The following is a 25,447-nucleotide window of genomic DNA, read 5'->3' as shown; positions in this document are numbered from 1 at the left end:
GAAGAGCCGTGAAAAACCGTGCGCCGGACCCGGATATAATACCTTAGTATAGGTCCATGTTTCCTGCGGATCAGCAGAATATTCCATGAAGGAGACCGATTTGTCTCTTTTGTGAAAAAGCCCTCTGGGTTAACTTGCCCTCAGCCGGTGTGGAGGCCGGCGTCCGGGGAGTAATACGAGGTCTTTCCGGCCGCTCCCGGAACAAATGTGGAGGAGAGAATGCGCACGCTTAATTTGCTCGCCGCGACCGCCTTTGCGACGGCTCTTTCCGTTTCGTCCGCCTTTGCGCTGACCGTTGGTTTCTCGCAGATCGGTTCGGAATCCGGCTGGCGCGCTGCCGAGACGAGCGTCACCAAGCTCGAAGCTCAGAAGCGCGGCATCGACCTGAAGTTCGCTGACGCCCAGCAGAAGCAGGAAAACCAGATCAAGGCCGTTCGCTCGTTCATCGCCCAGGGCGTGGACGCGATCCTGATCGCCCCGGTGGTCGCCACCGGTTGGGATGCCGTCCTCAAGGAAGCCAAGGAAGCCAATATTCCGGTGATCCTGCTCGACCGTACCGTCGACGCTCCCCAGGACCTCTATCTCACTGCCGTCACGTCCGATACGGTCTTCGAAGGCAAGGTTGCCGGCGAATGGCTCGTGAAGGAAGTAGGCGACAAGCCCTGCAACATCGTCGAGCTTCAGGGCACGACGGGTTCGTCGCCGGCCATCAACCGCAAGAAGGGCTTTGACGAAGCCATCGCCGGCAAAGCCAACCTGAAGATCGTCCGCAGCCAGACCGGTGACTTCACCCGCACCAAGGGTAAGGAAGTCATGGAAAGCTTCATCAAGGCTGAAGGCGGCGGCAAGAACATCTGCGCCCTTTATGCTCACAACGACGACATGGCCGTCGGTGCCATCCAGGCGATCAAGGAAGCTGGCCTGAAGCCGGGCAAGGACATCCTCGTCGTCTCCATCGACGCCGTTCCGGATATCTTCCAGGCCTTCATCGCCGGTGAAGCCAACGCCACCGTCGAACTGACCCCCAACATGGCCGGCCCGGCCTTCGACGCCCTTGACGCCTATCTCAAGGACAAGAAGGAGCCCGCCAAGTGGATCCAGACCGAGTCCAAGCTCTACACGCCGGCTGATGACCCGCAGAAGGTCTACGACGAGAAGAAGGGCCTCGGTTACTGATACCGACCCGGAACGCCGCCCCTTTCCGAACGGGCGGCGTTCTCCTTCATTGCCGGGCCGCTTTTTCCGGCTGCCGGCGGGCTTGTCCCTTGGGGTGAGGCCGCCGCATCGGAGGGCGGCCCGTTTCTTTGATCGGCAATAGTTGGACCAGCTATCATGGCGAACGCTCAGCCGCTGCTATCCGTACGCGGAGTCAGCAAGGCCTTTCTCGGCGTATCCGCGCTCGAGAATGTCGATTTCACGCTGCAGGCCGGTGAAGTGCACGCCCTTCTCGGTGAGAACGGCGCGGGCAAGTCGACCCTCATCAAGATCATCACGGGCGCATATCGTCGAGACGAAGGCGAGGTCCTGCTTGAGGGGACGCCTATCCACCCGCGCGACGTCGTCGACGCCCAGAAGCTCGGCATCGGCACCGTCTACCAGGAGGTCAACCTCCTGACCAACCTGACCGTGGCGGAGAACCTGTTCCTCGGACGCCAGCCCAAACGGTTCGGCCTGACCGACGTGCGCGAGATGAACCGTCGCTCGCGGGCCATCCTCGATACTTACGGCCTCGATATCGACGTCACCGCGCCGCTCGCCAATTTCTCGGTGGCCATTCAGCAGGTTGTCGCCATCGCCCGCGCCGTCGACATCTCCGGCAAGGTGTTGGTGCTCGACGAGCCCACCGCCAGTCTCGACGCCCACGAGGTCGAGATGCTGTTTGCCGTGGTCCGGCAGCTTCGGGCGCGGGGCATGGGCATCATCTTCATCAGCCACTTTCTCGATCAGGTCTACGAGATCGCCGACAGCATCACGGTGCTGCGCAACGGCCGGCTGATCGACACAGTGCCGGTGGCCGGTCTTGATCGTCTGAAGCTGGTCTCCATGATGCTCGGTCGCCAGCTCGAGGCCGATATCAAGCGCACGATCGACCCCAACACGGCCAAGTCCGAACCGCTGGTCTCGCTGCGCGGCCTTGGCAAGCGCGGCAGCGTCGATCCGCTCGACCTCGACATCCGCCAGGGCGAAGTGGTCGGCATTGCCGGCCTGCTCGGCTCAGGACGCACGGAAACGGCGCAGTTGGTATTCGGCATCGAGCGCGCCGACAGCGGCACCATCAGCGTCGGCGGCGCTCCGGTCAACATGACCTCGCCCCGCAAGGCGATCTCCCAGGGCTTCGCCTTCTGTCCCGAGGACCGCAAGACCGACGGCATCGTCGGCGATCTGTCGGTGCGGGAGAACATCATCTTCGCGCTCCAGGCCCAGCGTGGCTGGATGCGTCCCCTGTCCCGCTCCGAGCAGGAGGCGCTCGCCGACCGCTATATCGCCGCGCTGGACATCCGCACGTCCGATCGCGAGAAGCCGATCAAGTTCCTGTCCGGCGGCAATCAGCAAAAGGTGCTGCTGGCCCGCTGGCTGGCTACCAACCCGCGCTTCCTGATCCTCGATGAGCCGACCCGCGGCATCGACGTCGGCGCCCACGCCGAAATCATTCGCCTGATCATCGATCTTTGCGAACGTGGCATGGCGCTGCTGGTCATATCGTCGGAGCTCGGCGAACTTGTCGGCTACTCCTCTCGCATCATCGTGTTGAGGGATCGCAAGATGGTCAGCGAGCTGACCGGCGACGAGATTTCCACCGACCACATCATGAAGGCCATCGCTTCGCATGGCGCGACCGGGGAGGCAGCGTAATGGCCGTTCCTACCATCATCCGTGAGCGGACACCCCAACTGATCGTCCTGGCGGTGATCCTTGCGCTCAACGCCATCATCTCGCCGGGCTTCTTCTCGATCGAGATCCAGAACGATCGACTCTACGGCTCGCTGATCGACGTGCTCAATCGCGGCGCGCCGGTGACCCTTCTGGCCATTGGCATGACGCTGGTGATTGCCACCAAGGGCATCGACCTCTCGGTCGGTGCGGTCATGGCGATTGTCGGCGCTGTCGCGGCTTCGCTGATCACCTCCGGCTACTCGTTGCCGGCGACGCTGGCCGGGGCGCTGTTCGTGGGCCTCGCCTGCGGCATCTGGAACGGTGCGCTGGTCGCCCTGCTGGACATCCAGCCGATCATTGCCACGCTGATCCTGATGGTGGCCGGCCGTGGTATCGCCCAGCTCATCACCGAGGGCGTCATCCTGACCTTCAACGACAAGCCGGAACTGATTTTCGTCGGCTCCGGCTCGTTCCTCAGCCTGCCCATGCCGGTGATCATCTGGGTTGTCGTCGCGATCCTGGCGATCCTGGTGGTCCGGCGTTCGGCGCTCGGCCTCCTGATCGAGGCGATCGGCGTCAACCGGCGGGCGTCCACGCTCTCCGGCGTCAATTCCCGCGTCATCCTGCTCGCCGTCTACGCGGTGTCCGGGCTTTGCGCGGCAACGGCCGGCGTCATCGCCGCCGCCGACATCAAGGGCGCCGACGCCAACAACGCCGGTCTCTGGCTGGAAATGGACGCCATCCTGGCGGTGGTCATCGGCGGCACGTCGCTGCTCGGCGGTCGCTTCTCGCTCGTCGGCTCGCTGATGGGCGCCATGATCATCCAGTCGCTCAACACCGGCATCCTGATGGCGGGCTTCCCGCCGGAGTTCAACCTCATCATCAAGGCGGCGATCATCCTGATCATCCTGATCGTCCAGTCGCCCGCCAGCCAGGCGGCCATGGCCAACTTCCGCGCCAATCGGCAGACCGTGGCCATCAAGACCGAAAGCAGGGAGCACGCGGCGCGATGAAAAATTCCAAGTATCTGCCGCTGTTGGCCACCTTCGTGGTCTTCGTGCTGGGCTATGTCATCTGCATTTCGGTGTTCCCGAACATGTTGTCGACTCGCGTTGCCGGCAACCTCCTCACTGACAACGCCTTCCTCGGCATCACGGCGGTCGGCATGACCTTCGTGATCCTGTCGGGCGGCATCGATCTGTCGGTCGGCTCGGTCATCGCCTTCACCGGCGTGTTCCTGTCGGTGATCCTGAGGGATACATCTATCCACCCGCTGGCGGCCTTTGCCATCGTGCTGGTGCTGACCACCGCCTTTGGGGCCGCGATGGGCGGGGTCATCTTCTTCCTGGACATGCCGCCCTTCATCGTGACGCTGGCCGGCATGTTCCTCGCCCGCGGCATCTCCTACCTGCTGACGACGGAATCGGTGCCCATCACCCATCCGTTCTATTCCACGCTGCAGGAGATCTACATCCGGATGCCCGGCGGCGGCCGGCTGACGCTGATCGCCATGATCATGCTGGCGGTGTTTGCCCTCGGCATCATCCTTGCCCAGCGCACCCGCTTCGGTACCTATGTCTATGCGCTCGGAGGCAACCTCACCTCGGCGCAGTTGATGGGCGTGCCGGTAGCCAAGACGACGATCGGTATCTACGCCCTGTCTGGCTTCCTGGCCGGCCTCTCGGGCATCGTCTTCTCGCTCTACACCTCGGCCGGCTATTCGCTGGCGGCCGTCGGCGTCGAGCTCGACGCCATCGCCGCGGTCGTGATCGGCGGCACGCTGCTCACCGGCGGTTATGGCTTCGTTGCCGGCACTTTCCTAGGCATCTGCATCCAGGGTCTCATCCAGACCTACATCGTGTTCGACGGCACGCTGTCGAGCTGGTGGACGAAGATCGTCATCGGCCTTCTGCTGTTCGGCTTCATCGCTCTGCAGCGCGGTCTGATGTGGATGTCCGAGCGCAGCGCCCGCAACATGCGCCACGCTTCGGCCGCCGCCCAGGCAAGCGGCGCCTGATCGCAGAACCACAGCCTAGAAACGAAACCGCCGCCGGAGCGATCCGACGGCGGTTTCCATTTGGGATACCAGCTCACTCAGCGATCGAGATAGTGCACGGTGGGCAGGTCGCGCAGCCGCTGGGCCGCGGTCTCCGGCGTGAGGTCGCGCTGGGGCGAACCGAGCATCTCGAAGCCGACCATGAACTTCTTCACCGTCGCCGAACGCAGGAGCGGCGGATAGAAGTGGGCATGGAACATCCATTCCTCATGCGGCTCACCGTCGGTCGGCTTCTGGTGGAAGCCCATCGAATAGGGGAAGGACGTCTCGAACAGGTTGTCGTAGCGGATGGCGATGTTGGACAGCGCATCGGCCAGCGACACCCGCTCACCGGCGGTGAACTCGTCGAAGCCGCCGATCCGCCGCTTGGGCAGCACCATGGTCTCGAAGGGCCAGATCGCCCAGTAGGGCACCAGCACGACGAAATGGTCGTTCTCATGGATGACGCGCTCGCCGAGCTTCAGCTCCTTCTCGACGTAGTCGAGCAGCATCGCCCTGCCCTTTTCCTTGAAATAGGCGAGCTGACGGTCGGTCTCCTTGGCTGTCTCGTTGGGCATGTGCCGGCTCGACCAGATCTGACCATGCGGATGCGGCTGCGAGCAGCCCATCACTTCACCGCGATTCTCGAAGATCAGCACCGAGCCGATGTCGGGCTTCGAGCCGAGATCGATGAACTGCTCGACCCAGGCATCGACCACATAGGTGATCTCCTCCACCGACATGCGCGACAGCGTCTGGTCATGGCGCGGCGAGAAGCACAGCACCCGGCAGATACCGGACTCGCCCTCGGCGATCATCAGGCCATCATCGTCGCGATAATCCGACGGTGCGTCCGGCGTCAGCGCCGCGAAGTCGTTGGTGAAGACGAAGGTGTGCTTGTAGTCCGGGTTACGCTCGCCGTTCATGCGCAGGTTGCCGGTGCAGAGGTTGCACTTCGGATCGTGCGCGACGCCGGCGACTGGCGGCAGCTTCTCCACCTGCCCCTGCCACGGTCGTTTGGCCCGGTGCGGCGACACCAGCACCCATTCTCCCGTGAGCGGGTTGAACCGGCGATGGGGATGATCGGCGAATGCGTTCATGATCGTTCCGTCCTGGCCGATGGGCCGGTCGGCGGCCGGCCGGACCGCCCGCGGCGTTCCGGGAACAAGGGGCGGAACGACCGTTCCGGACGCCCGCCCCGCCTTTCCTCAGCCCGCGAGCGGGCCGACACCTTGCTGCGGCGAACAGGCGAAGATGGTCGACTTGAGGCTGGTGGCCTTTTCATAGGCCGCCTTGACGTTTGCCATGAAGGCGTCGGCCGCGCCGGCTTCGACGAGACTCACCGTGCAGCCGCCGAAGCCGCCGCCGGTCATCCGCGAACCGAACACGCCCGGCTGCTTCTGGGCGATGTCGACCAGCAGGTCGACTTCCTCGCAGGAAATCTCGTAATCGTCGCGCATCGAAGCGTGCGACTGGTTCATCAGGGCGCCGCAGCGCACGAGATCGCCCGCCGCCAGTGCGTCGGCTGCCTCGACCACCCGCTCGTTCTCGGTGACGATATGGCGGGCGCGGCGATAGGTGACATCCGAGAGCAGAGCCTTGTTGGCTTCGAGACCGGCGGGCGTCACGTCGCGCAACGCCTTGATCGGGCCGAGCACGGGCGACAGGAGGCGCACGGCTTCTTCGCAGGAGGCACGGCGCTTGTTGTACTCACCAGACGCCAGCTCGTGATGGACCATGGAGTTGGCGACGACGATGCGGGCGCGCGGATCGATCGGTACCGACCGCTTTTCAAGGCTGCGGCAATCGATCATCAGCGCGTGGTCGTGCTCGCCGTTGCAGGAAATGAACTGGTCCATGATGCCGCAGCGCATGCCGACGAACTCGTTCTCGGCCTTCTGACAGAGCTTGGCGAGTTCCACCTTGTCGATCGGCAGCCCGGCGACGGTGAGCAGGCTGTAGCCGATCGACACTTCCAGTGCTGCCGACGACGACAGGCCCGAGCCGACGGGCACCGACGAGGCGACCAGGATGTCGGCCCCCTTCAGCGCCTTGCCGGCTCCGGCCAACGCAACCGCCACGCCGAACACATAATCGGTCCAGTCGCGCTTCGGTTGGGGAGCAGGATCGTCCAGATCGAACTCGCGAGTCTCGCCGATCTTGGCAGAATGAACACGGAGGATTCTGTCCGTGCGAGGCGCGACGGCGGCCCGCGTTTCATATTCGAGCGCCGCCGGCATGATGAAGCCGTCGTTATAGTCGGTGTGCTCGCCGATCAGGTTGACGCGTCCGGGCGCCCTGATGAGAAGCGGCTCGCTTCCAAAGATATTCTTGAATCCCGCCTTGAGCTCGTCGACGCTGAACATGTTGGCTTTTTGCCTCCCGAAGGTCATGGCCGGCACCCCCTCCGAAACGGCTGCCGGCATGGATGAATGCGCTGGTGCAAGTGCGCCGCTTCGGGCTCACGCAGCGAGGCGACGCTTCCTTATAGACAGCATAAAACAACCCGGCAAGCGTCGGCTGCTTTCGCGCCTTTGCGTATGAGGCCGCGATTCCGCGCTCTTGACGAGCCGCGGACAGGCAGACTGTCTGATAGAATTTTCCCTGGAGTGTCCGCCGATCAGGTTGAAACAACCTGATCGAAAAGCGGCTGCTCCAGCAAATAAACCTGGCGGCTTCGTTGGTCGACCAAATGTTTCGGTTTGGTCGGCGAAGGCTCTAAGGCATGCCCTGGGTACGGCTGTGCTCGGCGCGGAAGGCCTTCGGGCTGCATCCTGTATAGCGACGGAAGACACGGCTGAAATAGAGCGGGTCCTCGTAACCGACCTGCGCGGCGATCTGTTTCACCGGACTGGGTGTCACCAGCAGCAGATGGCAGGCAAACTGGATGACCTGCTCCTCGCGCCATTTCAGGATCGACCGGCCCAGGGTCTGGGTGAACAGGTGGGCAAGACGCGACGGCGACAGGCAGACCGCCTGGGCGATTTCCGCTACCGACAGTGGACGATGCAGATTGTCGGTGACGAACTTGCAGGCCATCAGCAGCCGCTGGTCGAAGTGCCCCGGCGGTGCGGTGGCCCGGTCGTTCTTGGCGCAGAGCAGAATGACCCTCTCGAGAAGATTCATTGCCAGCTCCATGGACAGCAGATCGGTGTTGGCCGACCAGCTCGCCACCTCGCCGAACAGCGCTTCCAGCGTTGCGACCAGCGATTTGTCCTCGACCCGTTGGACGAAGAACGCGCCGCGCGCACCGCGCCAGGACAGCCAGCCGCTCCAGAAGGCGCGTGGCTGGAAATAGATCCAGCGGTGCCACCATTCCGATGCTCCCGGGGCGCGTCCATAGTCATGGATGGCACCCGGCGGAAACAGCACAAGATCACCCGGCTCGACCGTGAAGCGGTTTTCGCCGTCAAAGACCTCGCCACTGCCCTTGACCGTGAGGTTGACGATCCACCCGCGCATGCCTTCAGGCCGTTCGATACGAAAATCGAGCGGACCGCCACGTTCGATCGGCGTGATGCCGGCGACAAGGCGCGTGTCGAAATGGAACCCTGGGAACAGGGGGGCCACGAAGGGATCAGCCGTCGTCTCTCCGCCCGCTTGCAACAGCGACAAACGGCGAATGACGCTTTCGACCTGAGCCGGTGCGGAGAGAGGGGCGGCAGTATCGTCCATGTAAAAAGCTGGATTTGCCCTTTGGGATGCAGACGGAGCGCACTATAATCCTCCCAACCAAAATGAGCAATAACAGCGGCTTGGATTTGATAGCCGACAAGGAGGAAGAGGCTGGGCGTTTCGCTTCACAGGCGAAATTCGTCCGCATCGCGGCTAACGCTTAAGCGAAACCACGTGGCGCGTCTCGTTGGCGCGTCGATGGCCATGTTTTCCGGTTTCATGTGACGCGATAGGATCAACCGCGACCAGAACGGGGCAGCAGCTCGACGCTTGCGCCGAGACCGATGCCCATCGTTGGGTTATCTAGCGGTGCCGGCCGTCGCGAGTCGCGGCCGGCGACCAATTCATGCTGAAGGCAGCCAAAATGAAACTCAAGGAACTCCGCGAACAGGTCTGCGAGGCCAACCTGGAGCTCGACCGTCGCAAGATCGTCGTTCACACCTGGGGCAACGTCTCGGGCATCGACCGCGAAAAGGGCTATATCGTCATCAAGCCGTCGGGCGTGTCCTACGACAAGCTGACCCCCGACAAGCTGGTGGTGGTCAACCTCGCCGACGGCAAGGTGATCGAGGGCGACCTCAATCCCTCGACCGACACCAAGACGCATCTCGTTCTCTACCGCGCCTTCCCGACCATCGGCGGTGTCACTCACACCCACTCGGCCTATGCCGTGGCCTGGGCCCAGGCCCGCAAGGAAATTCCCTGCTTCGGCACCACCCATGCCGACTATTGCCACGGCGCCGTGCCTTTGACCCAGCCGCTCACCGCTGAAGAGGTTGCGGCGGATTACGAGGGCAATACCGGCGAGGCCATCGTCCGCCGTCTCGGCAACGAGAATCCGCTCGCCAAGCCAATGGTGCTGGTGGCCGGCCACGGTCCGTTCACCTGGGGCAAGAACGCACCGGATTCCGTGCTCAACGCCGTGTTTCTCGAAGAAATTGCCCGCATCGCCACCACCACCGTGATGCTGGCCCCCAATGCTGGTCCGGTCGAGGAGTATGTCTCCGAGTACCACTATCAGCGCAAGCACGGGCCCGGAGCTTGGTACGGGCAGAAGAAGGGCTGATCGCCCTCCCGGATCGGGGAGCGGTAACAAGGCAAGGACAACAATTTTCTAGGAGGCAAGGAAATGGCGCTCAAGGACATCACGCGGAAGCCGAAGATCGGTTTCCTCGGCATCATGCAGGAACTCTACGACAACACGCTGCCGAACATCACGAAGCGGCAGGAGGGCTATGCCCGCGAGGTTTCGGCCCGCCTGACGGGCGTTGCCGACGTGCTCTTCCCGAAGGCCGCGCGCTGCCGCGAAGACATCGAGGAAGTGCTGAAGATCTTCGCTGCCGAGCAGGTCGACGGCATCATGATCGTCAACCTGACCTATGGTCCGGGCCTGCGTCTCGTCAACGCCTTCCGCGACGTGTCGACGCCGCTGTTCCTGGCCAACATCCAGCCGGAGCCGCGCGTCACCAAGGCGTGGAACATGGACGATCTCACCTATAATCAGGGCGTCCACGGCGTTCAGGATACGGCCAACTCGCTGATCCACCTCGGCAAGCAGTTCTCGGTCTGGTCGGGTGACTGGAAGGACGAGGAGTTCGTCAAGGCGTTCGACGTGTTCGCTTCCGCTGCCCACGCCGTGGCGGTGATGAAGGAGACCAAGGTCGCCGTCTTCGGCCGCATGCCGGGCATGGGCGATATCCTGACCGATCCGCACACCTTCATGCGCGTCATCGGCCCGCAGGTCGATCACATCGGCATGGGCTCGATCGCCGCCGAGATGGACAAGGTCAACACCCAGGAGATCCAGGCCGTCATCGCCTACTGCAAGGCGAACTTCGACATGGATCCCAAGCTGACGCAGCCGCAGCTCGAGGAAGCCGCCAAGATCCAGGTTGCCATCACCAAGGTGCTGGAAGCCGGCGGCTATGACGCCTTCTCGCTCTACTTCAACGAGATCGGTCTCGACGGTCGCTTCAAGCAGACGCACATGATGGCCGCGTCGAACCTGATGGCGGACGGCTACGGGTACGCCGCTGAAGGCGACACCAACTGCGCCTCGCTGATGGTCGCCGCCCGCGCCCTGCAGGCCGATCCGCAGTTCACCGAAATGTACGCCATGGACTTCGAGCTCGATGCGGCTCTGCAGAGCCACATGGGCGAAGGCAACTGGAAGGTCGCCCGCAAGGACAAGAAGCCGCGCCTCATCGATCGTCCGCTCGGCATCGGCGGCCTCGACAACCCGCCGACCGTCCTGTTCCAGGGCGAGCCCGGGCCGGCCACCCTGGTCAGCCTCGTGTCGCTCGGCGCCGACAAGTACCGCCTCGTCGTGTCGCAGGGCGAGATCCTCGACACTGAGGAACTGCCCACCGTCGAGATGCCCTACTTCTTCTTCAAGCCGGCCACCGGCGTGAAGGAATGCCTCAACGGCTGGCTGAAGAACGGCGGCACGCATCACCAGGTCCTGCACCTCGGCGACACCCGCGCCAAGTGGAAGGCCTATTGCGATCTCGTCGGCATTCAGTACGTCGAGGTCTGATAAGCTCTCCTCCCAAGCAAGCGAAACTGGGCCGGCGAAAGCCGGCCCTTTTGTTTGGGCAATACAAGGCGGCGATCTCCGCCATCGATGCCGGCCATCGCCAGAATCCATTTGCGCTCTCGCGTTTCAACGGCATTAATCTCGCCTCGAAATCAAAGCCGAAAGGCCAATTATTCGGGGAGAAAAGTGATGCATTACCGCAAGTTCGGCCGCGTGCCGGTCGAGGTATCCGATATCGGCTTCGGTGCCTGGCAGATCGGCGGCGCCTGGGGCGAAGTGACCGAGGCCGACGGACGGGCCACCCTCGAGGCCGCCCTCGAAGCGGGCGTCACTTTCATCGACACGGCCGACGTCTATGGCGACGGCCGTTCCGAACGGATCATCGCCTCGGTGTTGAAGGAATGGACGGGCAAGCGTCCCTATGTCGCCACCAAGGCGGGTCGCCGGCTCAATCCCCATCTCGCCGCCGGCTATACGCCGGAGAACATCGAAGCCTTCATCGACCGCAGCCTCAAGAATCTCGACGTCGAGACGCTCGACCTCGTGCAGCTCCACTGCCCACCGACCGAAGTGCTCTACACCCCTGCCCTGTTCCAGGGGTTGGAGGCGATCAAGGCCAAGGGCAAGATCCGCAATTATGGCGTCTCCGTCGAAAAGGTCGAAGAGGCGCTGAAGGCGATCGAGTACCCCGGCGTCGTCTCCATCCAGATCATCTACAACATCTTCCGCCAGCGGCCGGATCGACTGTTCTTCGAGGAAGCCAAAAAGCGCGGCGTCGCCATCATCGTGCGCGTGCCGCTCGCTTCCGGCTTGCTCTCCGGCAAGATCACGGCAGACACCAAGTTCGCTGCCGATGATCATCGCCTGTTCAATCGGCATGGCGAGGCCTTTGACGTCGGCGAGACCTTCGGCGGCGTGCCCTTCGAGGTCGGCCTGCAGGCGGTCGAGGAGATTCGCCAGCTGGTTCCCGTCGGCCAGAGCATGGCGGCCTTTGCGTTGCGCTGGATCCTGATGGCCGATGCGGTCAGCGTCGTCATCCCGGGTGCCCGCAACGCCGCCCAGGCTCTTGGCAACGCCGCTGCATCCGACCTTCCAGCCATTCCGGCCGACGTGATGGCCGCAACGCGGGAAATCTACGCCCGCCTGGTCGCACCGCACGTTCATCAGCGTTGGTAACCTGATCTGCGTTCCTTTTGCCTGCGGCGGAAAAGCTTGCGTTTTCCGCCGCTTGCCATTTCCAGATGTTCCGGTGCGAGGTCGGCTCGATCAGGTTCGTCTCGCCCCACGTCATCGGCGGAACCGACGCCGCCAGGGCTTGACCGACTGCCGCAGAATCTCTAGACAACTTCGCAACGGAGCTGTGGCCGAGAGGCTGAAGGCACTGGTTTGCTAAACCGGCGTACGGGCTTAAACCCGTACCGAGGGTTCGAATCCCTCCGGCTCCGCCATTCTCAAGAAATCGCAAGCAAGATCAATGGATTGCGCTGTATTGCCGACTGGGTATCGCCGCCGGACGGCATCACTTTCGCGTTGCTGAGCTCTTGTGCTTTCCGCCGCGTTTGCCAGCCAGATCGACAAGTCGCCGGAATGTCGGGCACTCCATATGTGAGGGCGCCGGGCAGTCGGCGACATGGCGAAGCGTGTCGCGGAGCGCGGTCAGCTCGTGGATCTGGCGGTCGATCTGGTTCGCCTTCTCGCGGAGTATGTCGCGCGGCAGATCCGGAGCGCCATTGTCGCCGAACATGCCGGCGATCTCCTCCAGCGTGAACCCCGCTGATTTTCCCATCGCAATCAGCTTGAGCTGCAACAGAACCTCGGGCGGGAACTGCCTGCGCAAACCGTGCCGTGAGACCGAGGCAATCAGCCCTGCCTCCTCGTAATAGCGCAGCGCCGAAGGCTTTGTTCCGCTTAGTGCCGCGACCTCCCCGATATCCAGAAATTTCATGCTTGACCTCAAGTTGGCTTGAAGTGGCAGCCTGCCTTCAAACCGAATTTCCGGCAAGAGGGCAAGAGAATGGAACAGGTGGAATCGCAAGCGTCGACACGGACGCCAACGGCAATCACCATGACATTGTCCCTGGCGATGCTGCTGGCCTCGCTCGGCACCAGCATCGCCAACATCGCGCTGCCGACGCTTACCGAGGCATTCTCGGCGCCCTTCGCAGAGGTCCAAGCCGTGGTCGTCGCCTATCTCGCGGCCCTGACGGTGTCCGTGATCATTGCCGGCCGCCTCGGCGACCATTTTGGGCTGAAGCCGATGCTCGTGGTGGGCCTGGTCATCTTCATTGTTGCGTCGCTGCTGTGCGCGATCTCGCCCGGTCTGTGGCCGCTGGTCGGCGCTCGACTGCTGCAGGGCGTCGGGGCCGCCTTCCTCATGACCCTCGCCATGGCACTGATGCGCCAGACGGCGGACGAGGCGCGCATAGGGCGAGCCATGGGGGTGCTTGGCACGGTGTCGGCTCTCGGAACGGCACTCGGTCCCGCACTCGGCGGCCTGCTGATCCCGGTAACGGGATGGCGTGGCATCTTCTGGGTACAGGTCCCGGTGGGGGCTGTCGCCGCGCTCCTCGCGGTTGTGGCGCTGCCAAACGAACCGAGGAAAGCAGAAACAGAACCCACCAACCTTCGCGCCTTGATCGATCGAGCCCTCATGCCGACCATTCTCGTCAACATGCTGGTTGCCGCGGTCATGATGACGACGCTTGTGGTTGGCCCGTTCTTTCTCAGCCTCGGTCTTGCCCTCGCGGCAAGCCATGTCGGCTTGGTCATGGCGGTCGGCCCGGCGATATCCATTTTCAGCGGCGTTCCGTCCGGTCGGCTCGTCGATTCCTGGGGAAGCCGGCGCGTACTCGCAACTGGGCTCGCCCTGCTGACCGCCGGCGCCGTCATGCTGGCATTTGCGCCAGAAAGCATGGGCGTCGTCGGCTATCTGTTGTCCATCGCCGTGCTGACGCCGGGCTACCAGCTCTTTCAGGCCGCCAACAACACCGTCGCGCTGGCCGACGTGCCGAGGGACCGCCGCGGTATGGTTTCGGGCATGCTCAATCTGTCACGCAATATCGGCTTGATTGCCGGCGCGTCCCTCATGGGCGCCATTTTCGCATTCGGCGTCGGGACAGAGGACTTCGCCGAGGCGTCCCCGGCGGACATCGCCGAGGGGATGCAGCTGACCTTTCTTCTTGCCGGCGGAATGATGATCGCCGCGATCGGCATCGTATCCGCACATCGCAACGCCACCGGACGCCGGACGTAATGCTCGATATGCCAATCTGCCCGGTTAACCAATTGCAATTTGAAATCGGTCGGGTTAGCCTTGAACCGGTTGCGCCCTGCAATTGGACTGGCGCTCTGCCGGGGGAGGAAGAAATGGCCAAGCTCATATTCGGAATGAACCAGTCCCTGGACGGCTATGTCGACCATATGGCGTTCGAGCCGGATGCCACGCTGTTCCGGCACTTCGTCAAGGAGACCGAGGGTCTGACAGGCAGCCTCTATGGCCGTCAGATGTACGAGATCATGCGCTATTGGGATGACGACCATCCCGAGTGGAATGCGGATGAACATGCCTTTGCGTCAGCTTGGCGGCGCCAGCCGAAATGGGTGGTGTCCCGTACTCTCACCTCAGTCGGCCCCAACGCCAGGCTTGTCGAAGGCGATCTTGACCATGCGGTTCGCCGCCTGAAGGCCGAGCATGACGGGGAGATCGAGGTGGCGGGAACGATCCTCGCCCAAAGCCTCACCCAACTCGGCTTGATCGACGAGTACCAGATCTACCTGCATCCCGTCGTGCTGGGCGGCGGCAAGCCATACTTCGCAGGCGCTCGGCCGCCACTTCGTCTCATCGCTCATGACAGGATCGGCGAGGATGTGATCCGGCTGTCTTACGCTCCAATCTGAGGCTCCCTCTGTGGCCTGACGAGGCGAGCTTTCGGCTTGATGCGTTCCTGCAATTCGGATGTATTGGCAGAAGCCAATCGCTACGAGGTAGAGTGTTGCCCACGCCCGCACTTGAGATCGCTTCGCTCAGCCGCCGCTTTGGCGAAACGGTTGCGGTGCGGAACGTCAGCCTTGCCGTCGACCGAGGTGCGCTTCTCTGCCTTGCCGGGCACTCCGGCTGTGGGAAATCATCCCTGCTGCGCCTCATAGCCGGGGTCGACGCGCCAGATGCAGGGATCATCCGGATCGACGGTCAGGAAGTTGCCGGTCCGAAGGGGTTCGTCGAGCCGGAGCAGCGGCGCATTGGTTTTGTTTTCCAGGACTATGCCCTGTTTCCACATCTAACTGTTCAGGAAAACGTGCGGTTCGGTCTTCGGGGTATGGCAAGAAGCGACGCCATCCTGCGGGCACGGGAGATGCTAGATGGCGTCGGACTGGGTGGCCACGCGCACCGCTATCCGCATGAGCTTTCCGGCGGCGAGCAGCAGCGGGTCGCGCTGGCGCGGGCGCTCGCACCCTCCCCGCGCCTCATCCTGATGGACGAGCCATTCTCCAATCTCGACCGTGCGCTCCGGGAGGGCGTCCGGCGCGACACCGTGTCGCTGATCCGGGAGTTGGGAACCACCGCGATCATCGTCAGCCACGACCCCGAGGAGGCATTGTCCCTGGGGGACCAAGTGGTGTTGATGCGATCCGGCGAAATCGTGCAGTCCGGCACGGCCTACGACCTCTACGACCGGCCGAACGGCACATATGCCGCCAGCTTCTTCGCCGCCTGCAACAACCTGCCCGGTCTCGTCACAAACGGGCATATCGAGACGGCCATTGGCGTGCTGCCGCTAGCCGGGCGTCTGTCGGATGGTGACCGCGTCGCCGTTCTGGTGCGCCCATCGGCCATCGACGTATCTCCCCGGCATGAAGGGGAGAGCCTCGCCTTTAAGGTGACGGCTCGGCAGATGCGAGGCGAGATGGAGGCGGTGTGGGTCGCCATACCGGGGCTCGACGTGCCGTTGGAGATCCGCTCCATAAGTCGTCTGCCGGCGAATGTGGGCCACGTGGCCGTTCAGATGAGGCCCGAACAGGCGATGATCTTCAAGGTTTGAGAGATCGCCTTGCGGCATGAAACTCTTCGCGACACAGCGGAAGCAGGCGACGCGCCCGAGACCGCCTCTCCGGCGACCCTGCGGCCGGAGGAGGACGCCGGGCACGGGTAGCTTTGGAATAAGAATAATTCTAATAATATGCTTTTGCTTCTCTGGTTTTTGGTATGCATCGCCCACAAGGCTGCGCCATCGGCGATATATCCGAAGCTTCCATCATCTCAGAAATCCGCTGATTTCTCGCTTTATTCCGCGAGATTCAAATGGAGTTCGCCGCTTTTCTTGAATAATTCCAAATTACGGAACCTCGATATGCATTTGACTATCAATTGCATCTATGATTGCCTCCCGGCTGTCTGATACTGGGAGAACCAAACATGCGACAGATGCTCCTCGGCCTGACGGCGCTCACCACCCTCGCCGCTGCCGGTCAAGCCGCTGCCGACGTCAACATCTACACGACGCGCGAACCGGGGCTGATCCAGCCGCTCATCGACAGCTTCAGCAAGTCAACGGGTGTTGCCGTCAACACCGTGTTTCTGAAGGACGGTCTCGCCGAGCGCGTCGCCACCGAAGGCGAGAGTTCGCCGGCCGATATTCTGATGGCCGTCGACGCGGGCAATCTGGTCGACCTCGTTGACAAGGGCGTAACGCAGCCGATCGACTCCACGGTTCTGAAGGACGCCGTACCCGCGCAGCTCCGCGACGAGAACGGTCACTGGTTCGGTCTCTCCTATCGCGCCCGTGTCGTCTACGCGGCGAAGGATCTCGATATCAACGCCCTCCATTACGAGGACCTGGCCGATCCCAAATGGAAGGGCAAGGTGTGCATCCGCTCGGGCCAGCACCCCTACAACACGGCGCTCATCGCCAGCCACATCGTGCACAACGGCGCCGAGGCCACCGAAAACTGGCTCTCCGGCCTCAAGGCCAATCTCGCCCGCAAGGCGGCCGGCGGTGACCGCGACGGTGCCCGCGACATCCTCGGCGGCATCTGCGACGTCGCCGTCGCCAACTCCTATTACGTCGGGCTGATGCGGTCGGGTGCAGGCGGCGAAGAGCAGGTTCCGTGGGGCGAGGCGATCAAGGTGATCCTGCCCACCTTCCGCGATGGCGGCACGCAGGTGAACATCTCTGGCGCGGCCATTGCCAAGCATGCCCCCAACAAGGACGAAGCGGTCAAGTTCCTGGAGTATCTCGTCTCCGACGAAGCCCAGGAAATCTACGCCAAGGCCAATTTCGAATACCCGGTGAAGGCGGGTATCGCCGCCGACCCGATCATCGCTTCCTTTGGTGAACTGGTGGTCGACAAGACGCCGCTGAGCGAAATCGTCAAGCACCGCAAGACAGCCAGCGAACTCGTCGACAAGGTCGGGTTCGACAGCTGATCGATGGGGCGGGACGCCCGCGCGCGTCCCGCCTGCTTCCCCCATGACCTCTCTTGCCGAAACACTCACGTTGGAAGCGGTTCCTCGCCGCAGGTGGACCGGCTGGCACGTGGCAGCCGGCCTGACGAGCATGCTCGCGCTGCTGCCGGTACTTTCGCTTGGCGCCGAGGCAGCGCGCGGTTCGACCGGCCTGTGGTCGCATCTAGCCGGTACGGTTCTTTTGTCGGCGCTGGCCGATACGCTGGTGTTGCTCACCGGCGTCGGCCTGATCGCCGGCTGCCTGGGTGTGGCGCTCGCCTGGCTCGTCACAGCGCACGACTTTCCTGGCCGTCGTCTGCTTGAATGGGCGCTATTGCTGCCGCTCGCCGTACCCACCTACATCGTCGCCTACGCCTATCTCGACATCCTGCATCCGATAGGGGCGCTTCAAGGCGCGATACGCTGGTTCCTTGGTTATTCCAGCCCGCGTGATTTCCGTCTGCCCGACATCCGCTCGCTCATCGGCTGCATCTTTCTGTTGTCCTTGGTGCTCTACCCTTACGTCTATCTGACGACGCGGGCGATGTTCCTCACGCAGTCGGCCAATCTCTGCGATGCCGCCCGTACTCTCGGGGTCCCGCGACGACATCTGTTCCGCCGCGTGGCACTGCCGCTTGCCCGTCCGGCCATCGCCGTCGGTGTCAGCCTGGCGCTGATGGAAGCGCTCAACGACATCGGCGCTTCGGAGTTCCTCGGCGTGCGGACGCTGACGGTGTCGATCTACACCACCTGGATCACCAGGAACGATCTCGCCGGCGCCACCCAGATCGCCTTGTTGCTTTTGCTCATTGTCGTGGCGCTCGTCTCGTTCGAGCGCTGGGCGCGGCGTCGGCAGGGCTATGCCACGGCTGCACGCAGTCGGCCGATGGAGCCCCTGAGATCGCGTGGCTTGCGGGGGACCGGCCTCTTCCTGCTGGGCGCGGTGCCGGTGTGTCTCGGCTTCGTGGTACCGGCCGGCTATCTCGTTCTGGAGGCCTTCAAGCGTTGGCAGTTTGCCGGCCTGTCGCCGCGTCTCGTCAGCGAGGCGCTGAACACCGTCCTCTATGCCGGCGGAGCAACCGTGTTGACGCTTGTCGCTGGCGTCGTCGCCGCTTTCGCCCTTCGTCTGTCAGCGGGGCGGCTGCCTGCCCTGCTCTACCGTCTGTCGACTATCGGCTACGCCATGCCGGGCACGGTGGTCGCCATCGGCGTGCTGCTGGTCGTGGCGCCGCTCGATCGCTTCATCGACGGAACGTCGAGACAATGGTTCGGTGTCTCCACCGGCCTGTGGTTCATCGGGTCGGGCGCAGCGTTGATCTACGCTTACGCCGTCCGTTTCCTGGCCATCACCGCCGGCAGCGCCGACGCCGGTCTTGCCCGGGTGCCGCGGTCCCTCGACGATGCGGCCCGCACGCTCGGCTATACGGCCGGCGGCGCCTTGCGTGCGGTTCACCTGCCGCTGACGCGCGCCTCGCTCTCGGCCGGCGCGCTCCTGGTCTTCGTCGATTGCGTCAAGGAACTGCCGGCAACCCTGCTGCTGCGCCCGCTCAACTTCGAGACCTTCGCCACCCACCTCTATGGCGAAGCGGCGCGCGGCACCTACGAGGAGGCCTCGATCGCCGCCCTGGCCATCGTCGCCGTCGGCATCCTGCCGGTCATCGTGCTGTCGCGGGTCGGGCGAAACGCCTGAAAGCGCCCCAGCTCACTCCGGCTTGAACGATCCCTCCGAAGGGCGGGGGTGCCCATCAACTCGGTCATTTCAACCGGCTGCTGTGGCGGAGGACAAGACCGGCCGCGCCGAGGCAGTTGTCGTTGTCGAGGAACTTGCCGGCCCTGAACACCGGGTAATGTGCCTCGTCCACGTCCTCGCGTTTCACGAAGGAATGCTTCTCGTAGCTGGCGCGTAGCGGAGCGAGCAGCAGTTCACCAGCACCGGCCAGCGTGCCGGAAATGATGAAGAGCGGCGGGTTGACCATCGCCCCGACCATGCTGAGACCTCGACCGGCGGCTTCGCCAGCGTCGCCAATGAGACGGCGGAAACCCGTTTCGCCTTGCACGGCCCTTGTGACGATCTCAGTCACGGGAATGGAACGGCCAAGCCAGTCAGCCGCCATCTTGGAAACGAAACCGGCTCCACAATAAAGTTCAAGGCAACCCCGGTTGCCGCACCGGCAGAGCGGTCCGTGCGGATCGATGACGATATGCCCCATCTCGCCGGCTGAACCGGAGGCGCCGACCAGCGCCCTGCCGTCGACGACGACGGCTCCGCTGACGGCTTGGTTCAGCTTCAGCAGCACGAAGTCGCTGCAACCGCTGGCGGCGCCCCACATCATCTCGGCCAGGGCGGCACAGTTGCTCTCGCTGTCGGCAAAGATCGGCTTCTGCAGCACCGGCTCGAAGGCTTCCCGGAAATCCGTCCCCTGCCAGCCCGGCAAAGCCGAGGAGCGCATGATCCTTCCGTCGGGCGCCAGCGGTGCCGAAACGGCAAATCCAATGCCGATCAGGCTGGCCTGGGCAAGGCTATGTTCCTTGTAGAGCGTATCGACGGCATGTTTGACGACGCGGGCTGCCTTGGTAGGCGAGTACTCCCTCTCGACCGGCATCGCCAGATCGGCAACCACGTTGTGCGCTACGTCCGCTACGATGACCCGGATCTCGTCCACGTCGAGCAGCGCTCCGACGCAGGTTCCCGCTTCGGGATTGAGCGAATGGGCCACAGCCGGGCGGCCCGGGCCGGGGTTGCGGGCCTCCATCTCGATCACGAGGTTCGACCGCTTGAGGTCGGCTAGGATGGTGGATACGGTCGATCGCGCGAGCCCGGTGTTGCGGGCGATCTGCGACGTGCTCACTGCACCATGGCCGCTCAGAGCCCTCACCACCTTCACAACCGGCGAATCCAGCTCGCGGCCGTAAAGCAGCCCCTTGAGTTCGCTGGTGAGCATGTTGGCCAATTTTGTCTCCGCCGAACTTAAGGGATACTGTCGCCGACGCCTTAACGTCCTCCACGACAAAACGGTAGTGAGGCGCCTTTCCGTCGTCAATGACATAATCGGGGCCTGGCGGGTCTCAAAATCGAATTTTCGACCCATGCTACCGATAATTCAATCACATATCACCTAATTCGGCGTAAATTGGCGAAGAAGCCGCCGGTAATTATGTCATGAATGACAAAATGATCCTTGACAGAGGGTAAAGGCGGGACATACTCCCGGATCAGTCGCGCTAGAAACGACTGGGAGGAAAAACCATGACATTGACGTCTGCTGTCTCGCGCGCCGCGCTCGCTGGCGGCCTGCTGCTGGCCGGGACTTGCCTGTCTTCGGCCGAGGAACTCACATTCTGGATGTTGAACTACAGCTCTCAGGCTTCAGCCGACATCTGGGCAAAGCTCGTGTCCGACTTTGAGGCTGCCAACCCCGGCACCAAGATAACCATCGTCAACCGCGGCACCGACGACCACAAGACTGCCATCCGCGTCGCGGCCGGCACCGACAAGGGCCCGGATATCTACTTCATGTGGGCCGGCCTCGGTCTCGGCGGCGAGTATGTGAAGGCTGGCCTCAGCCTGCCGCTCGACAAATACTATGCCGAGTACAAGTGGGACGACGAACTGATGCCGGCGGCGCTGTCTTTCTCCCGCATGTACCCCGGCGGCCGCCACGGCGTGCCGTCGACCTTCCGCGGCGAAGCGATCTATTACAACAAGGCATTGTTCGAAAAGGCCGGCATTACCTCGCTCCCGGCGAACTATGACGAGATGGTCGCCGGCGCCGAGAAGCTGAAGGCCGCTGGCATCCCGGCAATCACCTTTGGCGGTACCGTCAACTGGCACGTCATGCGCCTGATGGACGTCATCCTTGAATCAAAATGCGGCGCGGAAAAGCACGACGCGCTGAAGGAAATGACCGCGAAGTGGTCTGACGAAGCTTGCGCTGCGGCCTCCTTCACGGAACTCGAGAAATGGGGCAAGAACTACATCCTGTCGCCGTTCATGGGCATCGATGACGCCCAGGCGTTCAACCTCTTCGTTGCCGATCGCGCCGCGATGGTCCTGGAGGGCGATTGGCTGGTTGGTATGCTGGACGAGGCCGGCAAGCTCGAAGATGTCGACTTCTTCCCCTTCCCGACCGGAACCAACCGTCTCTACGGCTTTGCTGACTACAATTATGTGAGCTCGAAGAGCAAGAATCCGGATCTTGCCGCGAAGTTCCTCGATTATCTCGCATCGACGCCGGTCCAACAGGAAGCGCTGGGCTCGTTCGGCACGACCTCGGTAAACAAGAATGTCGTCTACGGAGATATGCGGCCGCTCGACAAGAAGTGGCTCGACGTCTTCAACACCTACGGAGAGGTTTATCTGAACGGTGATCAGGCTTTCCCGCTCGATGTGACGACGGAGTATTTCCGCATCATCAACGAGGTGGTGAGCGGCAACATGGCGCCTGCTGACGCCGTCAAGGCGATGCAGACGTTCATCGATAACAAGAGCTGAGGCTTTCTCCAAGGACAGATGCGGCCGGCCTCGCTTTGTGCCGGCCGCTCTTTTTCGTCCCCGACGCGGCGAGGAGATGTGCCGTGGCCAAAAGAGCCATTCTCTCAGATATCCGAATCCAGACTTGGCTGCTTCTGGGGCCGGCCCTGGTCATCTATGTCGTCTTCGCCGTGTTCCCGATGCTTGATGTCATTTGGCTGAGCGCCTTCAAATGGAATGGCCTCGACCCGGTGAAGGAGTATGTCGGCGCTACCAACTATGTCGATATCTTCACCAAGGATCCTGTGTTCTGGGTTGCCTTCAAGAACACCGTCATCTGGACCATCCTGTCGGTTTCCATTCCACCGATGGTCGGGCTCGCGCTGGCACTCGGCCTCAACCAACCGATCTTCGGTCGCAACTCGCTTCGTGCCGTCTATTACTTGCCGGTGATCATTGCACCGATCGCCGTCGCCACGATGTGGCGGTGGATGTACAACCCCTTCTTCGGCCTATTCGGCCAGATCATGACCCTGCTCGGACTTGGTGCCTATGTGCCGGACTGGCTCGGCAGCCGCGACGCAGCCCTTTACTCGGCCTTCGCTGCCCACGTCTGGCAATCGGTCGGCTTCTCGATGGTCCTGTTTCTCGCCGGCGTGCAGGAGGTCAATAAGTCGCTTGTCGAAGCCGCACGCATCGACGGCGCCGGCCGCTGGGGCGTGTTCCGCTACGTGACGCTGCCAGCCCTGCGCACCACGCTGACCATCGTGCTCGTCCTTGCCATCATCTCCTCGCTCAAGGCCTTCGACATCGTCTACGGCCTCACCGGCGGCGGTCCCGCCCAGTCGACGCAGATGCTGGCGCTCTGGGCCTTCACCCAGTCGATGCAGATCTTCGACTTCGGCCGTGGCAGTGCCATCTCCGTCGTCCTGCTCGCCGTGACGCTCGCCGTCGTCATCCCCTACATGCGCTGGAACCAGAAGCGCGAGGAGGCCGCGCAATGACGTTGAGCCCGTCTGCCTTCGCGAACGAGACCGTCATCAAGCCACCGCGCGACTGGGTGCTGATCGGCCTTTGGATATCCTTGGTCGTCGTCGCGGCGATCTGGATCGCCCCGTTCGTCTTCATCGTCTTCACCTCCTTGAAGTCGACCGCGCAGGTGACGACGACCAGCGCCTTCGCGCCGCCTGTCGACCCGCAATTCGTCAATTATGCAAAGGCTTGGGCGCGTGGTCGCTTCGACATCACCTTTGTCAACTCGGCCATCATCGCGGCCATCAAGGTGCCGCTCGGGCTGTTCATTTCGGCCATGGCCGCCTATGCGCTGGCCAAGATACCCATGCGTTTCGGCCGGCTGATCTTGGTGCTGATCCTGTTCGGAACCATGATCCCCTTCCAGGTGATGCTGGCGCCGATCTTCACGCTGGTGAACGGCCTGGGGCTGATCGATACCTATCCTGGTGTCATCCTGCCCTATCTCGCCTTCGGCATTCCCTACCAGGTCTTCATCCTCTACGGCTTTTTCCGCGGCATCCCGCATGAGCTGAGTGAGGCGGCCCGCATCGACGGCGCCTCGCACTTCGTAACCTTCCGGCGCGTGTTCCTGCCGGTATCCTTGCCGGTGTTGGCGGCGCTGTTCATCCTCGACTTCGTTGCAACCTGGAACGAGTTCGCCATGGCGCTCGTCCTTTTGCAGGATCGGGAGATGTGGACGCTGCCGCTCGGCCTCTCCGCCTTCCAGGGGCAGTTCTCGCGCGATTACGGCCAGCTCAATGCGGCGATCGTCATGACCGTGCTGCCCGCCACCATCGTCTATCTGATCTTCCAGCGCTACTTCGTGTCCGGCCTGACGTCCGGCGCCGTCAAGGGCTGAAGCCTCAACCGGGATAACAAGACTATGTCCAAGCAGAGCGTATCCAAGTGGGATCTCTTTGAGGCCAGCTTTATCGGCCCCGATGCCGGCAACCCATATATCGACGTCAGCTTCGAGGCATTCTTCAAGCAGAACAGCCGCGTCGTCCGCGTGCCCGGGTTCTACGATGGAGCCGGCACCTACAAGGTTCGCTTCATGCCCGACAACGAAGGCGAATGGACCTACACGACCATTTCCAGCGTTGCTGAACTCGATGGGCAGACGGGCGCCTTCAGCGTCATGCCGCCAACTGCAGGCAACCACGGCCCCGTCCATGTGGCGAACCAGTTCCATTTCGCCTATGCCGACGGCACGCCCTATCTTCCCTTCGGCACCACAAGCTATGCCTGGACGCACCAGCCGCTGGACCTGCAGGCCGAGACGCTGAAAACGCTGGCCGGCGCGCGCTTCAACAAGATGCGCATGGCCGTCTTCCCCAAGGACTACCCATTCAACGTCAACGAGCCGCTGTTCGACATCTTCGAGCGTGACGAAGAGGGCGAACTCGATTTCGACCGCCCCAATCCCGTCGCCTTTCGTCATTTCGAGATGCAGGTGGCTGCGCTTTGCAAACTCGGCATCGAGGCGGACATCATCATTTTCCACCCCTATGACCGCTGGGGCTACTGCGACATGTCCTCAGCTCAGGACTATCGCTTCGTCGGCTATCTGACCGCGCGCCTCGCGGCCTTCCGAAACGTCTGGTGGTCGCTCGCCAACGAGTATGACTTCCTGCTCAACTCCAAGCCGATGGCGCAGTGGGACCGCTATTTCCAGATCATCGAGGAAAACGACCCCTACCGGCACCTCAAGTCGATCCACAATGGCGACGTGAAGGCCAACTACGACCATCGCAAGCCCTGGGTTAGCCACGTCTGTATCCAGAACTGGGACGTCAAGCGTACCCAGGAATGGCGTGACGCCTATGGCAAGCCGGTGGTCAACGACGAGCCGGAATACGAGGGCAACATCCTCCTGTCATGGGGCAACATTTCAGCCGAGGAACTGGTCCATCGCTACTGGATCACGCTGCTGCGCGGCGGCTATGCCGGCCACGGCGAGACCTTCATGCACCCCGAAGACATCCTGTGGTGGGCCAAGGGCGGCGTGTTGCATGGCGAAGCCTGGAAGAGGATCGGTTTCTTGCGCGATATCCTCGAACAGGACGTCAAGAAGGGCCTCACGCCGCTCGCCCCCTCCGACAACTGGCCGTGGAGCCGCGTCTCCGGCGCCAGCGACGGCGATGTCGTCTACATCTATCTTGGTGAACACCAGCCGGTCATCTGGGCGCCCGGCTTGCCGACCGAGCCAGGCGATTACGACGTGGATGTGATCGACACCTGGAACATGACGGTCAACCCGGCCCGGATCGTCGATGCGCCGGCCAACCACCCGACCCGGCACGGTGCGCAGACGCGGTCGCGACGGCCGGATGCGGTCTTCGCCGTCGAACTGCCCGGCAAGCCGCATCTCGCCATCCGCATTCGTCGGCGCCGTTGAGG

The 25,447-nt window shown here is 62.8% G+C and carries 21 protein-coding genes and 1 tRNA gene; 17 read left to right on the top strand and 5 right to left on the bottom strand.

The features are described 5' to 3' along the window. Positions 1 to 219: 219 nt before the first annotated feature. The 4 genes from ytfQ (at position 220) to yjfF (ending at position 4,891) form a co-directional block, all read left to right on the top strand. Positions 220 to 1,176, top strand: coding sequence for a galactofuranose ABC transporter, galactofuranose-binding protein YtfQ (ytfQ, locus tag CXZ10_RS05250; protein ID WP_101288024.1), 957 nt, complete (start codon positions 220 to 222; stop codon positions 1,174 to 1,176). A 156-nt stretch (positions 1,177 to 1,332) separates the two neighbouring features. Next, positions 1,333 to 2,853 (top strand): galactofuranose ABC transporter, ATP-binding protein YtfR, encoded by a 1,521-nt coding sequence (gene ytfR / locus CXZ10_RS05245; RefSeq protein ID WP_425298904.1) that lies wholly within the window; start codon positions 1,333 to 1,335, stop codon positions 2,851 to 2,853. Continuing rightward, on the top strand, positions 2,853 to 3,887 hold the full coding sequence (locus tag CXZ10_RS05240) for an ABC transporter permease (protein ID WP_101288022.1): 1,035 nt from the start codon (positions 2,853 to 2,855) through the stop codon (positions 3,885 to 3,887). Before ytfR ends, CXZ10_RS05240 begins: the two co-directional genes overlap by 1 nt. Next, on the top strand, positions 3,884 to 4,891 hold the full coding sequence (gene yjfF / locus CXZ10_RS05235; RefSeq protein WP_101288021.1) for a galactofuranose ABC transporter, permease protein YjfF: 1,008 nt from the start codon (positions 3,884 to 3,886) through the stop codon (positions 4,889 to 4,891). The genes CXZ10_RS05240 and yjfF overlap by 4 nt, the downstream gene beginning before the upstream one ends. A gap of 77 nt (positions 4,892 to 4,968) precedes the next feature. On the opposite strand, the gene CXZ10_RS05230 is transcribed toward yjfF, so the two are convergent. The 3 genes from CXZ10_RS05230 to araC all read right to left on the bottom strand — a co-directional run bounded on the left by CXZ10_RS05230 (position 4,969) and on the right by araC (position 8,584). After that, a complete protein-coding gene (locus CXZ10_RS05230) occupies positions 4,969 to 6,009 on the bottom strand; it encodes a UDP-glucose--hexose-1-phosphate uridylyltransferase (RefSeq protein WP_101288020.1) in 1,041 nt (346 codons plus the stop codon). A 108-nt stretch (positions 6,010 to 6,117) separates the two neighbouring features. After that, positions 6,118 to 7,275, bottom strand: coding sequence for a galactokinase (locus CXZ10_RS05225; RefSeq protein ID WP_101288370.1), 1,158 nt, complete (start codon positions 7,273 to 7,275; stop codon positions 6,118 to 6,120). A 352-nt stretch (positions 7,276 to 7,627) separates the two neighbouring features. After that, on the bottom strand, positions 7,628 to 8,584 hold the full coding sequence (gene araC, locus CXZ10_RS05220) for an arabinose operon transcriptional regulator AraC (protein WP_101288019.1): 957 nt from the start codon (positions 8,582 to 8,584) through the stop codon (positions 7,628 to 7,630). A gap of 364 nt (positions 8,585 to 8,948) precedes the next feature. Here araC and araD point away from each other — a divergent pair, with 364 nt between their 5' ends. From araD to CXZ10_RS05200, 4 genes are all read left to right on the top strand, one after another. Further along, positions 8,949 to 9,650, top strand: coding sequence for an L-ribulose-5-phosphate 4-epimerase AraD (gene araD, locus CXZ10_RS05215; RefSeq protein ID WP_101288369.1), 702 nt, complete (start codon positions 8,949 to 8,951; stop codon positions 9,648 to 9,650). 63 nt (positions 9,651 to 9,713) lie between these two features. Beyond that, positions 9,714 to 11,120 (top strand): L-fucose/L-arabinose isomerase family protein, encoded by a 1,407-nt coding sequence (locus CXZ10_RS05210; RefSeq protein WP_101288018.1) that lies wholly within the window; start codon positions 9,714 to 9,716, stop codon positions 11,118 to 11,120. A gap of 189 nt (positions 11,121 to 11,309) precedes the next feature. After that, complete coding sequence (locus CXZ10_RS05205; RefSeq protein WP_101288017.1) at positions 11,310 to 12,296, top strand: aldo/keto reductase; 987 nt, start codon at positions 11,310 to 11,312, stop codon at positions 12,294 to 12,296. Positions 12,297 to 12,474: 178 nt separating this feature from the next. Continuing rightward, a tRNA-Ser gene (locus CXZ10_RS05200) sits at positions 12,475 to 12,568 on the top strand. A gap of 71 nt (positions 12,569 to 12,639) precedes the next feature. Here CXZ10_RS05200 and CXZ10_RS05195 read toward each other — a convergent pair. Continuing rightward, positions 12,640 to 13,065: a helix-turn-helix domain-containing protein gene (locus CXZ10_RS05195; RefSeq protein ID WP_101288016.1), complete on the bottom strand. Its 426-nt coding sequence runs from the start codon at positions 13,063 to 13,065 to the stop codon at positions 12,640 to 12,642. Positions 13,066 to 13,134: 69 nt separating this feature from the next. On the opposite strand from CXZ10_RS05195, the gene CXZ10_RS05190 reads away from it, so the two are divergent. The 5 genes from CXZ10_RS05190 (at position 13,135) to CXZ10_RS05170 (ending at position 19,252) form a co-directional block, all read left to right on the top strand. Further along, positions 13,135 to 14,373 (top strand): MFS transporter, encoded by a 1,239-nt coding sequence (locus CXZ10_RS05190; RefSeq protein WP_101288015.1) that lies wholly within the window; start codon positions 13,135 to 13,137, stop codon positions 14,371 to 14,373. 113 nt (positions 14,374 to 14,486) lie between these two features. Beyond that, positions 14,487 to 15,017 carry a dihydrofolate reductase family protein gene (locus CXZ10_RS05185; protein ID WP_101288014.1) on the top strand — a complete coding sequence of 177 codons (531 nt, stop codon included), beginning with the start codon at positions 14,487 to 14,489 and terminating at the stop codon, positions 15,015 to 15,017. Between the two features lie 92 nt (positions 15,018 to 15,109). Continuing rightward, positions 15,110 to 16,159, top strand: a complete 1,050-nt coding sequence (locus CXZ10_RS05180) for an ABC transporter ATP-binding protein (protein ID WP_101288013.1) — start codon at positions 15,110 to 15,112, stop codon at positions 16,157 to 16,159. A 374-nt stretch (positions 16,160 to 16,533) separates the two neighbouring features. Then, complete coding sequence (locus CXZ10_RS05175) at positions 16,534 to 17,544, top strand: extracellular solute-binding protein (protein WP_101288012.1); 1,011 nt, start codon at positions 16,534 to 16,536, stop codon at positions 17,542 to 17,544. Between the two features lie 43 nt (positions 17,545 to 17,587). Continuing rightward, a complete protein-coding gene (locus CXZ10_RS05170; protein WP_425298905.1) occupies positions 17,588 to 19,252 on the top strand; it encodes an ABC transporter permease in 1,665 nt (554 codons plus the stop codon). Positions 19,253 to 19,316: 64 nt separating this feature from the next. Here the strand turns inward: CXZ10_RS05170 and CXZ10_RS05165 are convergent, their stop codons facing one another. Next, on the bottom strand, positions 19,317 to 20,504 hold the full coding sequence (locus CXZ10_RS05165) for an ROK family transcriptional regulator (RefSeq protein WP_244617103.1): 1,188 nt from the start codon (positions 20,502 to 20,504) through the stop codon (positions 19,317 to 19,319). A 305-nt stretch (positions 20,505 to 20,809) separates the two neighbouring features. Here CXZ10_RS05165 and CXZ10_RS05160 point away from each other — a divergent pair, with 305 nt between their 5' ends. The 4 genes from CXZ10_RS05160 to CXZ10_RS05145 all read left to right on the top strand — a co-directional run bounded on the left by CXZ10_RS05160 (position 20,810) and on the right by CXZ10_RS05145 (position 25,445). Then, positions 20,810 to 22,054: an extracellular solute-binding protein gene (locus tag CXZ10_RS05160; RefSeq protein WP_101288010.1), complete on the top strand. Its 1,245-nt coding sequence runs from the start codon at positions 20,810 to 20,812 to the stop codon at positions 22,052 to 22,054. A gap of 83 nt (positions 22,055 to 22,137) precedes the next feature. Beyond that, positions 22,138 to 23,037 (top strand): carbohydrate ABC transporter permease, encoded by a 900-nt coding sequence (locus CXZ10_RS05155; RefSeq protein WP_244617069.1) that lies wholly within the window; start codon positions 22,138 to 22,140, stop codon positions 23,035 to 23,037. Further along, positions 23,034 to 23,906, top strand: a complete 873-nt coding sequence (locus CXZ10_RS05150) for a carbohydrate ABC transporter permease (RefSeq protein ID WP_101288009.1) — start codon at positions 23,034 to 23,036, stop codon at positions 23,904 to 23,906. The genes CXZ10_RS05155 and CXZ10_RS05150 overlap by 4 nt, the downstream gene beginning before the upstream one ends. A gap of 24 nt (positions 23,907 to 23,930) precedes the next feature. Next, the gene (locus tag CXZ10_RS05145) at positions 23,931 to 25,445 is read left to right on the top strand and encodes a DUF5060 domain-containing protein (protein ID WP_101288008.1); all 1,515 of its coding nucleotides are present in this window, start codon (positions 23,931 to 23,933) and stop codon (positions 25,443 to 25,445) included. Positions 25,446 to 25,447 lie beyond the last annotated feature (2 nt).

This window comes from Pleomorphomonas diazotrophica (assembly GCF_002844595.1).
In the GTDB taxonomy this organism is placed as follows: Bacteria; Pseudomonadota; Alphaproteobacteria; order Rhizobiales; family Pleomorphomonadaceae; genus Pleomorphomonas; species Pleomorphomonas diazotrophica.
The sequence above is the reverse complement of the archived record's forward strand: the minus strand, read 5'-3'. Positions and strand labels throughout refer to the sequence as shown.